Here is a 12440-nt window from a genome sequence, read left to right on the forward strand (position 1 = left end):
CTCCCTGCTCAGCGGCCGGCGAGCCGCATCGCCCGGGTCTGCACGTCCGCCCGCAGCTCGGCCTCGTCGACCGTCGTGGACGCCCCGTCACGCACGACCTGCCGCCCGGCCACCCAGGTGTCGCGCACGTGCCGGGAGCCCACCGACCAGACCAGGTGGGTCAGCAGGTCGGTGACCTCGCCGACCGGTACGAAGGCGATGTCGTCGGTGTCGACGTGCACCAGGTCCGCCCGCCGTCCGACGGTCAGCTGGCCGAGGTCCTCACGGCCGATCGCCGCCGCCGCCGCGCCGGTGGCCAGCCAGAACGCCTCGGGGGCGGTGAGCGCAGTGGCGTCCCGCTCGCGCAACCGGGCCAGCTGGGCGGCCAGCCGGAGGTCCTCGAAGAGGTCGAGGTTGTCGTTGGACGCCGGCCCGTCGGTGCCCATGCCGACCCGGATGCCGAGGTCGAGCATGTCCCGCAGCCGGGCGGTGCCGCTGGCCAGCTTCGTGTTGCTGCCCGGGCAGTGGGCCACGGCGACGTCGTACTCGCGCCACAGCTCCAGGTCGCCGTCGTCCATGTGCACGCAGTGCGCGCCCAGCACCCGGCCGCCGAGCACGTCGTGCGCGGCCAGGAGCTGCGGCACGCTGAGGCCGTGCTGTGCCAGCAGCCCGGCGCCCTCCGTCGTGGTCTCGGCGACGTGCGTGGTCAGCAGCAGGCCGTGCTCGCGCGCCGCCTCGGCCGCCTGGGTGAGCACCGGCAGCGGCACGGTGTAGGCCGAGTGCGGGCCGATGCCCCACTCGACCTGGTCGTCACCGGTGCCGGCGGAGTCGGTGGCGCGGGCGAGCTGCTCGTCGAACGTGCCGAAGCCGGGCAGGCCGATCAGCGGGTGGGTGATCACCCCGCGGGCGCCGGTGCGCCGCACCGCAGCGGCCATCCGCTCGGGGTGGAAGTACATCTCGACGCTGGTGGTGACCCCGTGCCGCAGCATCTCCGCCGACGCCGCGGTCATCGCGACCTCGACGTCCTCGGGGGTGAGCTTCGCCTCCCGGGGCCACATCACCTCGTTCAGCCAGCGGTCCAGCGGCAGCCCCTCGCCCTGGCCGCGGAACAGCACCATCGGTGCGTGCGAGTGGGTGTTGACCATGCCGGGGGCGAGCACCCCGGGCAGCGCGGTGACCTCGGCGTCCCCGGCCGGCGGCGCCTCGGCAGCGGGGCCGACCCAGCTGATCAGCCCGTCCTCGACGTCCAGCACGGCATCGGGGACGACGGTGCCGGCGCGGTCCCCGACCACGACGGCGCGGGCGGTGAAGCGGTGCACCATGGGGACAGACCCTACGACCGGCCCGGCCCGGCAGCAGGACGGCGCACGGCGACCGCCGATACCGTGGGCCCCATGTCCGTCCTCGCCGCCGCCACATCCGACGAAGGCGGCATCACCGGCTTCCTGCTCGACCTCATCGACCGGCTGGGGGCGGTGGGCGTCGGCCTGACGATCCTCATCGAGACGGTCATCCCGCCGATCCCCAGCGAGGTCGTGCTCGGCGCGGCCGGGGTGCTGATCAACGACGGCCGGATGTCCCTCGTGCCGGTCATCCTGTGGGCGACCGTCGGCTCGGTGCTCGGGGCGATCGTCCTCTACTGGGTCGGCCGGCTGTTCGGCCCGCGCCGGTCGCACGCCTTCCTCGACCGGCTGCCGCTGGTCGAGACCGCCGACGTGGACCGGACGTTCGAGTGGTTCGCCCGGCACGGTCGCGCCGCGGTCTTCTTCGGCCGGATGGTGCCGATCGTGCGCAGCTTCGTCTCGGTCCCGGCCGGCGTCGTGAAGATGCCGATGCCGCAGTTCCTGCTCTTCACCGCCGCCGGCAGCCTGCTCTGGAACAGCCTGCTCATCGGCCTGGGCGTCGCGGCCGGCGACTTCGTCCAGGCCAACCTGCAGTACCTGGACTACGTGGTCGTGGTGGCCGTCGTCGCCGCCGTGGCCTGGTTCGTCTACAAAAAGGCGACCGGTCGGTTCCACCGTCCGCCGGACGCCGGCACCGACCTCCCCGTGGAGGCCCCCGCCGAGGAGCGGGACCAGGCATGACCGCACCGAGGACGCGACCGGCCGTGGTCGCCTTCGACGTCAACGAGACGCTGCTGGACCTCGCCCCCGTCCAGGCCACGCTGATCGAGAACGGCGAGCCGGGGCACCTCCTGCCCACCGTCTTCAGCCGCACGCTGGCGCTGGGGTTCGCTGCCGCCACCGCCGGCACCCGGTGCCGGTTCCGGGACGCGTTCGAGGCCGCACTCGCCCAGCTGACCGGGTTGTCGGCGGCGCAGCGGACGGCGGTGGCCGACGCCTTCGGTGAGCTCAGCCCGCACCCCGACGTCGAGCCCGCGCTGCGCCGGCTGACCTCCGCGGGGGTGCGCGCGGTGACGCTCAGCCAGGGGACGCCAGGCGTCGCCGAGGCCGGGCTGTCCCGCGGCGGGGTGACCCCACTGGTCGAGCGGACCTTGACCACCGAGTCGATCGGCGTCTGGAAGCCTGACCGGGCGGCCTACCTCTGGGCGGCCGGGGTGTGCGACGTGGCGCCGGCGGAGCTGGCGCTGGTCGCCGTCCACTCCTGGGACGTGCACGGTGCCCAGCGCGCCGGCCTCACCGGCGGCTGGTGCTCCCGCGCCGAGTCCGCCTACGCCGCGGTGTACGAGCCGCCGCACGTGCAGGGCGCGTCCCTCCTGGAGGTCGTCGAGGCGCTGCTGGCGCTGCCGCCGGCGTGACCGCCGCGGAGGTCCCCACCCCCCTCGGCCCTGCCCGCGTGCACCGCGCCGAGCCGGCGGGCGACGTCCGCGGCACCCTCGTGCTGGGTCATGGCGCCGGCGCCGGGTCGGACTCCGCCGACCTGCTCGCCGTCTCCGCCGCCGCGTGCGCCGCCGACTGGCGGGTGCTGCGGGTCGACCAGCCGTGGGTGGTGGCCGGCAGGCGGATCGCACCCGCCCCGGCCCGGCTGGACGAGGGCTGGACGGCGGTGCTGGACGCACTCCGCACCAACGGACTGCTGACCGGCCCGCTGGTGCTGGGCGGGCGCAGCGCCGGGGCCCGGGTGGCCTGCCGGACGGCGGCCGGACAGGGAGCCGCCGGGGTGCTGACGCTGGCCTTCCCGCTGCACCCGCCCGGCAAGCCGGAGAAGAGCCGCGCGCCCGAGCTGCAGCAGGTCGCCGTCCCACTGCTGGTGGTGCAGGGGGAGACCGACGCGTTCGGCCGCCCCGATGAGGTGGTCGCCGCGCTCGCCGGTCACCCCGGAACGGTCGCGGCGGTGCCGGGCGACCACGGGCTGAAGAAGGACCCCGCCGCCGTGGCCGCCGCAGCCGTGGCCTGGCTGCCCGCCACTGACCCGCTCGCTGGCCCGTCTCCCCACACGGGAGACTGTCCTCCCGCACCAACGCTGGTGCGGGAGGACAGACGGTGATCAGGTCACCTGATCACCGTCCGGAGGCTCCTACCTGCGGCGGCGGCGCACCAGCAGGGCGATCAGCAGCGCCAGCACGGTGACCCCGGCCGCCGGCGCGGCGTAGCGGGTCAGCGCCGCCCCGCCGGCCACCTCGAGCAGGTCGATCGGCTCCGGCTCGGCCGGGGTCACCGGCCGCCGCGGCGTGCTGGGGGTGCTGCGCACCGGGCCGCCCCCGGCCGGGCGGTTCGGCGGGGCGGTGGTGCCGGTCGGCGGCTTGCTCGGCGCCTTGCGCGGGCCACCGTCCGGCGCGTCGGCCGCCGTCGTGGAGGCCGGCTCGGCGTCGGCTGCCTGGTCCTCGACCGTCCCGGTGCCGGAGAACGGTGCCGGACTGCCGGCAGCCGGGGCGGTGTCGCCGGCGGCTGGGGCCGTGTCGCCGGCAGCCGGGGCGGTGCCGGTGGCGGCCGGCGCGCCCTTCGTCGGCGGGGCCAACGGATCCGGGACCGCAGCCTTGGCCGGGGCGCTCTTGGCGGGAGCGGCCTTCTTGGCCGCCGTCGCCGGAGCCGCCGCCTGCTCCGCGTCTGCTGCCTTGTCCGCCGCCGCAGCGGCGGTCTTCTTCGCCGCGGCACCGGCCTTCTCGGCCGCGCCGGCCGCCGGGGTGTCACCGGCAGCGCCCTCGACGCTCGCCGCGGCCTCCTCGACGACGCCGGCGGTGGTCGCGGCGGCCTTGGCGGCAGCGGCGGTGGCCTTCCCCGCCACGGTCGGCTCCTGCGTGCCCACGGCCGCTGCGGCCCGGGAGGCGTCACCCTCGGCGTCGCCGCTGGCCAGCTGGGCGGAGAGCTTGTCGGCGAACTGGCCGAGCAGCTTGTTGCCGACGTCGGTCATGACGCCGCGGCCGAACTGGGCGGGCCGGCCGGTGATGTTCAGGTCGGTCAGGACGTCGACGCGGGTGGTGTCGCCCTCGGCCGCGAGCGTCGCGGTGATGACGGCCGCGGCGGTGCCGTTGCCGCGCTGGTCCTTGCCGCGGGCGTCGATGACCGCACGGTGGGCGGCCTCGTCCTTCTCCACGAACGACGCCTTGCCCTGGTAGGTCAGGTTGATCGGCCCGAGCTTCACCTTGACCCGGCCGGTGAAGTCGTCACCGGTCACCGAGTCGAGGGCGGCCCCGGGCATGCAGGGGGCGATGCGCTCGATGTCCAGCAGCACCCGCCAGGCTTCGTCGATCGGCACCGGCACGGTGAACGCGTTCTCCAGCTGCACTGCAGGACCTCCGAGAGTGGGCAGCCCGGGCGGGAGGCGACGAGTCGGCGACAGCCCGTCCGGGTCGTGCGGTGATCGAGGCGAGACGGCGACGCTACCGCGCCCCTGCCGGCGCCGCCGGACCGGTCACGTCACGGATGTGACGGACCGGTCCGGCGCTACGCCGCTACAGGCCGACCGCGGCTGCCAGCGCCCGCCGGGTGAGCACCTGGGCGAGGTGCTGCCGGTAGTCGGCCTGGGCGTTCAGGTCGTTGCTGGGGCTGGTGCCCTCAGCGGCCTGGGCGGCCGCCGCAGTCACCGTCTCCATGCTGACGTCCACCCCGACCAGCGCCGCCTCGGTGGCCGAGGCCCGCAGCGGGGTCGGCCCCATGTTGGTCAACCCGATCCGGGCCTCCGCGATCCGGCCACCCTCCCGCCGGACGGCCGCGGCCACCGCCACGATCGACCAGGCCTGGGCCACCCGGTTGAACTTCTCGTACCGGACCCCCCAGCCCTCGCCGAGCTTGGGCACCCGGATCTCGACCAGCAGCTCCCCCTCCTCCAGCGCGGTGGTGAGGTAGTCGACGAAGAACTCCGCGGCGGGCACGGTGCGCCGCCCGCCCGGCCCGGCGAGCACGAACTCCGCGTCCAGGGCCAGCGCGACCGCCGGGAGGTCCCCGGCCGGGTCTGCGTGCGCCAGGGCACCGCCGAACGTGCCGCGGCGGCGCACCTGCCGGTCGGCCACCGTCTCGGTGGCCTGCACGATGAGCTGGCCGTACTGGGCCAGCAGCGGGTCGGTGAGGACGTCGGCGTGCGTGGTCATCGCCCCGATGACCAGCATGTCGCCGTCCTCCCGCACCCCACGCAGCTCCTCGACCCGGGTGAGGTCGACGAGCACCTCGGGAGCGGCGAGCCGCAGCCGCATGACCGGGATCAGCGACTGCCCGCCGGCCAGGACCTTGACGTCCTCACCGCCCTCGGCGATCGCCTGCAGGGCCTCCTCGACCGTCGTCGGGCGGGCGTAAGCGAACGGTGCGGGAATCACAGGTGACCTCCGGAGGACGACGGATCGGTGGACGCGGCAGCCGTCTCGCCGGCGGTGGCGCCCTGGGCGTTGGAACCGGCGGCGGCCCGGTCTCCGCCGTCGCCGCCCTGGTGGATCGCCCGCCACACCCGTTCCGGGGTGAGCGGCATCCGGATGTCGGTGACGCCCAGGTGCCGGACGGCGTCGAGCGCGGCGTTGACCACCGCCGGGGTGCTGGCGATGCAGCCGGCCTCCCCGACGCCCTTGGCGCCCAGTGGGTTGCTGGTCGCCGCGTGCACGGTGTTGCCGGTGTCGAAGTGCGGCAGGTCCGAGGCCGCCGGCACCAGGTAGTCGACGAAGCTGCCGGTGGTCAGGTTGCCCTCGGCGTCGTAGATCGCCTCCTCGTACATCGCCTGGGCGATCCCCTGGGCCAGGCCGCCGTGCACCTGGCCCTCGACGATGAGCGGGTTGACGATCGTGCCGACGTCGTCGACGCAGGCGTACTTCCGGATCTTGGCGAACCCGGTCTCGGTGTCGATCTCCATCGCGCAGATGTGCGTGCCGTGCGGGAAGGAGAAGTTCTCCGGGTCGAAGGTGGCCTCGGCGTCGATGGTCGGTTCGACGCCCTCCGGGTAGTCGTGCGCGGCGAAGATCGCCAGGGCGACCTCCTGGATGCCGACCCCGGCGCCCGGCGTCCCCCGCACGGTGAACTTCCCGCCGGTGAACTCGAGGTCGTCGGCGTTGGCCTCCAGCAGGTGGGCGGCGATCACCCGGGCCTTCTCCACCACCTTCTCCGCGGCCTTCACGACCGCGGTGCCCCCGACGACCAGCGACCGGGAGCCGTAGGTGTCCAGCCCGCGCGAGGAGATGGCGGTGTCGCCGTGCAGCACCTCGACGTCCTCGAACGGCACGCCGAGCTGGTCGGCGACGATCTGGCTCCACGCCGTCTCGTGCCCCTGGCCGTGCGGCGTGGAGCCGGTGACCACCTCGACCTTGCCGGTGGGCAGCATCCGGATCGACGCCTGCTCCCAGCCACCCGCGCCGAAGGCGAGCGAGCCGAGCACCCGGGAGGGGGCCAGCCCGCACATCTCGGTGAAGGTGGAGAAGCCGATGCCCAGCTGGACCGGGTCGCCGGACTCCCGGCGACGCTTCTGCTCGGCCCGCAGCTCGTCGTAGCCCAGCAGCTCCAGCGCCTGCTCGGTGGCCTGGTGGTAGTCGCCGGAGTCGTACTCCAGCCCGGCGACCGTGGTGAACGGGAACTCCTCGGCGTTGATCCAGTTCTTCCGACGCACCTCCAGCGGGTCCATGCCCAGCTCGACGGCGAGCTCGTCCATGATCCGCTCGATCGCGAAGGTGGCCTCGGGCCGGCCGGCGCCGCGGTAGGCGTCGGTGGGCACCTTGTTGGTGAAGACGCCGTCGCACTCGAACCGGTAGGCCGGGAACTTGTAGATCCCCGGGAACATGAACGCGCCCAGCGCCGGGACGCCGGGGGTGATGAGCCGCAGGTAGGCGCCCATGTCGGCCAGCAGCCGCACCCGCAGGCCCTTGACGGTGCCGTCGCGGTCGGCGGCGACGTCGATGAACTGGACCTGGTCGCGGCCGTGGTGGGCGGTCATCAGCGACTCACCGCGGGTCTCGGTCCACTTGACCGGCTTGCCCAGCCGCCGCGCGATGAGCAGGCAGAGGATCTCCTCCGGGTTGACCTGCAGCTTCCCGCCGAACCCGCCACCGACGTCGGGGGCGATCACCCGCAGCTTGTGCTCCGGGATGCCGGTGACCATCGCGGCCATCACCCGCAGGATGTGCGGGATCTGGGTGGCCGACCACATCGTGTAGTTGTCGCCGGAGGGCTGGACGACGACCGAGCGGGGCTCCATGAACGCCGGGATCAGCCGCTGCTGGACGAACCGGCGGCTGACCACGACCTCGGCGTCGGCGAACGCCTGCTCGGTGTCACTGCCCGTGCCGGCCTCGCCGGCGTCGAAGACGAAGTGGTAGCTGGTGTTCGACGTGGTGTGGTCGTGCACCAGGGGCGAGCCCTCCTGCACGGCCTGCTCCATGTCCAGCACGACCGGCAGCGGCTCGTAGTCGACGTCGATCGCCTCGAGGGCGTCGGCGGCGGCGGTGCGGCTGCGGGCCACGACGACCGCGACCGCCTCGCCCACGTGGTTGACCTGCTCGACGGCGATCGAGGGGTGCCCCGGGTTGACCATGTCCGGGGTGACCGGCCAGGCGCAGGGCAGCGAGCCCTGCTCCTCGGCGAGGTCGGCCCCGGTGTAGACGGCGACGACGTTCGGCCGCTCCTTCGCCGCGCTGACGTCCAGGTGGGTGATCCGGCCGTGGGCGACCGGGCTGCGCAGCACCGCGAGGTGCAGCATCCCGGGCAGCACCATGTTGTCGGTCCAGGTCGTCTTGCCGGTGATCAGCCGGGCGTCCTCCTTGCGGCGACGCGCCTGCCCCACCTCCTTGGCCGGCGGCAGGCCGACCGAGGAGGTCGGGTCCTCGACCGCGGTCATGCCTGCACCGCCACGTGCTCGGCGGCCGCGGTGTCGACGGCGGCCGGCTCGGCCTGCGGGTCGTCGGCGGCCTTGCCCGACATCTCCGCCGCCGCCTGGCGCACCGCCCGGACGATGTTCTGGTACCCGGTGCAGCGGCAGAGGTTGCCCTCGATGCCCTCACGGACCTCCTCGTCGGTGGGGTCGGGGTTCTCCTTCAGCAGGTCGATCGAGGCCATGATCATCCCGGGCGTGCAGAACCCGCACTGCAGGCCGTGCATCTCGTGGAAGGCCCGCTGCACGGGGTGCAGGGTGGCGCTGTCGCCCTCGCCGGTGGCGACGCCCTCGATCGTGGTGACCTGGCAGCCGTCGGCCTGGACCGCGAACACGGTGCAGGACTTCACGGCCTGGCCGTCCAGGTGCACGGTGCAGGCACCGCAGTTGCTGGTGTCGCAGCCGACGACGGTGCCGACCTTGCCCAGCTGCTCCCTCAGGTAGTGGACCAACAGGGTCCGTGGCTCGACGTCGTCCGTGTAGGACGCCCCGTCGACCCGCACGTTGATCTGGGTCACGAGTCCTCCGCTCCGTTGCAGGGCCGTTCGTGGCCGAGAACACCCGGCCTCGGCGTGAGTGTGTCAACGGACACACTCACGCGCCAGACCGAGTTGGCTGCTCGGGACGGCGGGCCGCGGGCGGACCCGGCTGCGGGCGGGCCGGCTGCCGGCGGAAGCGGGTCAGGCGGCGGCGGGTCAGGCGGCGGCGCGCAGCTCCCGGCGACGCAGCACGGCCGAGGCGGCCAGGAAGCCCAGGCCGAGGACGGCGAGCCCGGCGCCCACCACGCTCGGCGCCCGGTAGCCCAGGCCGGCGGCGATGACCAGACCACCGAGCCAGGCGCCCAGGGCGTTGGCCGCGTTGAGCGCCGAGTGGTTCAGCGCGGCGCCGAGCATCTGTGCCTCACCGGCGACCTCCATCAGCCGCAGCTGCAGGAGCACGACCATCGTGGAGGCGGCCGCGGCGATGGTGAACACCGTGACGATCAGCGCCAGGGCGTTGCCGGCGGCCACCGCCATCACGCCGAGGAGCACGCCGGTGGCGACCGTCGCCCCGACCAGCGAGCGGAACAGCGCCCGGTCGGCGAGCCGTCCGCCCAGCACCGTCCCGAGGACGCCACCCACCCCGAAGGCCAGCAGCACGACCGGCACGAAGCCGGCCGACCGGCCGGCCACCTCGGTGACGATCGGCGCGATGTAGCTGTACATGGCGAACATCCCGCCGAAGCCGACGGTGGCGACCAGCAGGGTCAGGACCACCTGGGGCCGGCGCAGGGCACCCAGCTCGGTGCGGATCGTCGCCTCCGACCGCCCGGGCACCGACGGGACGACGGTGAGCACGGCCAGCAGCGTGACGGCGCCGATGACCACGACCGCCCAGTAGGCCGAGCGCCAGCCCAGCTGCTGGCCCAGCCAGGTCGCGGCGGGCACCCCGGCGACGTTGGCGGCCGCCAGCCCGAGCATCACCGAACTGACCGCGCGGCCGCGCAGGTGGGCCGGCACCAGGGACGCGGCGATCAGTGAGGCGACGCCGAAGTAGGCGCCGTGCGGGAGGCCGGCGACGAAGCGGGAGAGCACCAGGGAGCCGTAGCCGGGGGCCAGCGCGCTGAGGGTGTTGCCGACGACGAACGCCACCATCAGCCCCATCGCCAGGCGCCGGCGTGGCAGCCGGGCGCCCAGCGCGGCGAGCACCGGGGCGCCGACGACGACGCCGAGGGCGTAGGCGGAGATGACGTGCCCGGCCTCGGGGATCGTCGCGTCCACCCCGCGGGCGATGTCGGGCAGCAGGCCCATGGTCACGAACTCGGTGGTGCCGATGGCGAACCCGCCGAGCGCGAGGGCGACGATCGCCAGGACGGCGGTGCGGGTGGACGGTGCGGTGGGGACCGACGTCGTCGAGACGGCGGGGGCTGCGCTCACAGCTGGCCCAAGACGTTGCCCGCCGCCACCATTCCCACCGCCGTCGCGACCCGTTCGGGTGGTTCGGCGCGAGCCGGAGGCCCTCCGTGCCGATGCTCCCCCGAGGACCGGGAGGAGGCCGTCATGGCCGAGCAGAGACGACGCACCGCGGGCAGCCGCCCCGTGGCGCGGCGGCGCGCCCCCGCCCGGCGGCGCGCCCCGGCCCGGCGCCGGGACCACACCCGCTGGCTGGTCCCGCTGCTGGCCGCCACCGTCGGCGCGGTCGTGCTCGCCCCGCAGCTCACGCCGGTGCTCGTCGACCTGACTGCCACGAACGCACCGGTGGCGCAGGACTCCGTCGCCGGCCCGGCCCCGGTTGCGGCGCCCGTGCCCGCGGAGGTGCCCGTGCTCGCGCAGGGCGTGGACACCCTGGCCGACGTTGCCGCCGCCCGCGCGGAGACCCGCTCGCGCGCCGAGGTGGCCGCCGGTGGCGGCGGCCTGGTCGTCCCCCAGCCGCCGCGCCCCGGACGAATCTCGATCATGCCCAACGCGTCGGTCGGCCGGGCGCCCGTCTACAAGCTGGAGCCCGACGGCTGCGGGGGCGCCGGCACCACACCGCGCCGGATCGTCCCCGGCGTCGTCCCCGGGCCGGGGTCGGCGACGTTGGACTGGATGTCGGACAACCGGCCCGAGGTGGTCGGGTACCGGGTCCAGGCGGTCAGCCAGCGACTCGTCGGAGGGCAGCAGCCGCCGCCGGTCGTGCGGGCCGTCGACCAGGTCGAGGGCTGCCAGCCGATGACCGTCACGATCGACGGGCTGGCCCCCGGCGAGCCCTACGTCTTCTGGTTCGAGGAGCAGGTGACCAGCGCCAGCACCGGGGTGACCCGGATGGTGCAGGTGGGCACGACCGCCGCCGTCGTCATCGGCTGACCCGCGCCGCCGCTCAGTGAGCGGCGACGGCGGCCATCTCGGGGTCGGGCTCCTCGAGCTGCCACGGGCGGACGACGACGACCAGGACGACGATCGCCAGCACCAGCGACCCGACGATCACCGCGCCCATCGCCACCGCGTCGTTGCCCAGCAGGCCGACCAGCGGGGAGACCGCAGCGCCGACGCCGAACTGCACCGCACCGAGCAGCGCCGCCGCGGTGCCGGCCGACTCGCCGTGCCGGGAGAGGGCGAGGGCCGGGGCGTTGGGCAGCGCCAGGCCGCAGGCGAACAGCACCGCCCACAGCGGGATCGCGACGGCGAACAGGCCGCCGGTGCTGGTGGCAGCCAGCAGGAGCAGCACCGCGCCGGAGACCGCGCCGGCCACCGTGCCGGCGACGAGCACCTGCGCCGGGGAGAAGCGGCGCAGCAGCAGCGGGTTGAGCTGGGTGGCGGCGATCAGCCAGAAGGCACCGGCGCCGAACAGCAGCCCGAACTGCTGCTCGTCGAGGCCGAACTGCCGCTGGTAGACGAACGACGAGCCGGAGACGTAGGCGAACAGCCCGGCCATGGTCAGGCCGGCGACCAGCACCAGGCCGACGTAGCTGCGATCCCGGAACAGCGACCGGTAGCCGCGCAGCGTGCCGCCGACCCCCTCGGTGCTGCGGCGCTCGGGCGGCAGGGTCTCCCGGATCAGGAAGAAGCCGATCGCCAGCAGCGCCAGGCCGTAGAGCGCGAGGATCAGGAAGACCCCGCGCCACGAGGTGAAGCGGAGGACCTCCCCGCCGATCGTGGGCGCCAGCACCGGCGCGGCGCCGAGCACCAGGAACAGCCGGGAGAGCATCGTGGCCGCCGCACGGCCGACGAACAGGTCGCGGACGACGGCGATCGCGATCACCGCACCGGCCGCGGTGCCCACGCCCTGCAGCACCCGCAGGGCGCCCAGGACGGCGATGTTCGGGGCGAGCAGCACCAGCAGCGAGGCGACCACGTGCACCGCCGTGCCGGCGAGCAGCGGGCGGCGGCGGCCGAACCGGTCGGACAGCGGGCCGAGCACCAGCTGGCCCAGCGCGAGGCCGATCAGCGTGCCGGTGAGCGTGAGCTGCACCGCCGCGGACGTCGTCTCCAGCTCGGTGGCGATCGTCGGCAGGGCCGGCAGGTACATGTCGATGGTGAGCGGCCCGAGCGCGACGAACGCGCCCAGGGTCAGCGCGAGGCGCGCGGTCTTCGGCTTCTCCACCTGCGGGTCGGGCAGGCCGGAGACGTCGACCGGGGCGGCGGCGTCGGCCTGGGCCGGCGCGGCCGGATCTCGTCGTGCGGAGTGCTGGGTGGCGGTCATCGGGTCCCCCTGGTCGGTGCTGTGCTCCCGCGGGACCGACGCTGGCCACGTTCGCGATACCT

General features: G+C 74.7%; 11 protein-coding genes. 4 read left to right on the top strand and 7 right to left on the bottom strand.

What is annotated here, in order from left to right:
- Positions 1-8: 8 nt before the first annotated feature.
- Positions 9-1301, bottom strand: a complete 1293-nt coding sequence (locus tag G5C62_RS01110; protein ID WP_164699737.1) for an amidohydrolase family protein — start codon at positions 1299-1301, stop codon at positions 9-11.
- A gap of 72 nt (positions 1302-1373) precedes the next feature.
- On the opposite strand from G5C62_RS01110, the gene G5C62_RS01115 reads away from it, so the two are divergent.
- Genes G5C62_RS01115 through G5C62_RS01125 form a run of 3 tightly spaced genes read left to right on the top strand, consistent with a single transcriptional unit; the run spans position 1374 to position 3426 of the window.
- Positions 1374-2063, top strand: coding sequence for a DedA family protein (locus G5C62_RS01115; RefSeq protein WP_036335909.1), 690 nt, complete (start codon positions 1374-1376; stop codon positions 2061-2063).
- Positions 2060-2737, top strand: coding sequence for an HAD family hydrolase (locus G5C62_RS01120; protein ID WP_164699738.1), 678 nt, complete (start codon positions 2060-2062; stop codon positions 2735-2737). The genes G5C62_RS01115 and G5C62_RS01120 overlap by 4 nt, the downstream gene beginning before the upstream one ends.
- Positions 2734-3426: an alpha/beta family hydrolase gene (locus G5C62_RS01125; protein WP_241175647.1), complete on the top strand. Its 693-nt coding sequence runs from the start codon at positions 2734-2736 to the stop codon at positions 3424-3426. Before G5C62_RS01120 ends, G5C62_RS01125 begins: the two co-directional genes overlap by 4 nt.
- Before the next feature lie 30 nt (positions 3427-3456).
- Here G5C62_RS01125 and G5C62_RS01130 read toward each other — a convergent pair whose 3' ends face one another.
- The 5 genes from G5C62_RS01130 to G5C62_RS01150 all read right to left on the bottom strand — a co-directional run bounded on the left by G5C62_RS01130 (position 3457) and on the right by G5C62_RS01150 (position 10133).
- Positions 3457-4665, bottom strand: coding sequence for an SRPBCC family protein (locus tag G5C62_RS01130; RefSeq protein WP_164699739.1), 1209 nt, complete (start codon positions 4663-4665; stop codon positions 3457-3459).
- 166 nt (positions 4666-4831) lie between these two features.
- The gene (locus tag G5C62_RS01135; protein ID WP_164699740.1) at positions 4832-5689 is read right to left on the bottom strand and encodes a xanthine dehydrogenase family protein subunit M; all 858 of its coding nucleotides are present in this window, start codon (positions 5687-5689) and stop codon (positions 4832-4834) included.
- Positions 5686-8184 (bottom strand): xanthine dehydrogenase family protein molybdopterin-binding subunit, encoded by a 2499-nt coding sequence (locus tag G5C62_RS01140; protein WP_164699741.1) that lies wholly within the window; start codon positions 8182-8184, stop codon positions 5686-5688. Before G5C62_RS01140 ends, G5C62_RS01135 begins: the two co-directional genes overlap by 4 nt.
- On the bottom strand, positions 8181-8735 hold the full coding sequence (locus G5C62_RS01145) for a (2Fe-2S)-binding protein (RefSeq protein WP_164699742.1): 555 nt from the start codon (positions 8733-8735) through the stop codon (positions 8181-8183). Before G5C62_RS01145 ends, G5C62_RS01140 begins: the two co-directional genes overlap by 4 nt.
- Before the next feature lie 177 nt (positions 8736-8912).
- Positions 8913-10133, bottom strand: coding sequence for an MFS transporter (locus G5C62_RS01150; RefSeq protein ID WP_164699743.1), 1221 nt, complete (start codon positions 10131-10133; stop codon positions 8913-8915).
- Between the two features lie 123 nt (positions 10134-10256).
- On the opposite strand from G5C62_RS01150, the gene G5C62_RS01155 reads away from it, so the two are divergent.
- Entirely contained in the window at positions 10257-11042 is a 786-nt protein-coding gene (locus G5C62_RS01155) for a hypothetical protein (RefSeq protein WP_164699744.1), read from the top strand.
- A 13-nt stretch (positions 11043-11055) separates the two neighbouring features.
- On the opposite strand, the gene G5C62_RS01160 is transcribed toward G5C62_RS01155, so the two are convergent.
- Positions 11056-12378, bottom strand: a complete 1323-nt coding sequence (locus G5C62_RS01160; RefSeq protein ID WP_164699745.1) for a multidrug effflux MFS transporter — start codon at positions 12376-12378, stop codon at positions 11056-11058.
- Between the last annotated feature and the right edge of the window lie 62 nt (positions 12379-12440).

This window comes from Modestobacter sp. KNN46-3, from assembly GCF_011039295.1.

What these genes read in the sequence shown, in the direction of transcription:
- G5C62_RS01160 (WP_164699745.1), bottom strand. Translation starts at nt 12,378, where the DNA reads ATGACCGCCACCCAGCACTCCGCACGACGAGATCCGGCCGCGCCGGCC.
- G5C62_RS01155 (WP_164699744.1), top strand. Translation starts at nt 10,257, where the DNA reads ATGGCCGAGCAGAGACGACGCACCGCGGGCAGCCGCCCCGTGGCGCGG.
- G5C62_RS01115 (WP_036335909.1), top strand. Translation starts at nt 1,374, where the DNA reads ATGTCCGTCCTCGCCGCCGCCACATCCGACGAAGGCGGCATCACCGGC.
- G5C62_RS01140 (WP_164699741.1), bottom strand. Translation starts at nt 8,184, where the DNA reads ATGACCGCGGTCGAGGACCCGACCTCCTCGGTCGGCCTGCCGCCGGCC.
- G5C62_RS01120 (WP_164699738.1), top strand. Translation starts at nt 2,060, where the DNA reads ATGACCGCACCGAGGACGCGACCGGCCGTGGTCGCCTTCGACGTCAAC.
- G5C62_RS01110 (WP_164699737.1), bottom strand. Translation starts at nt 1,301, where the DNA reads ATGGTGCACCGCTTCACCGCCCGCGCCGTCGTGGTCGGGGACCGCGCC.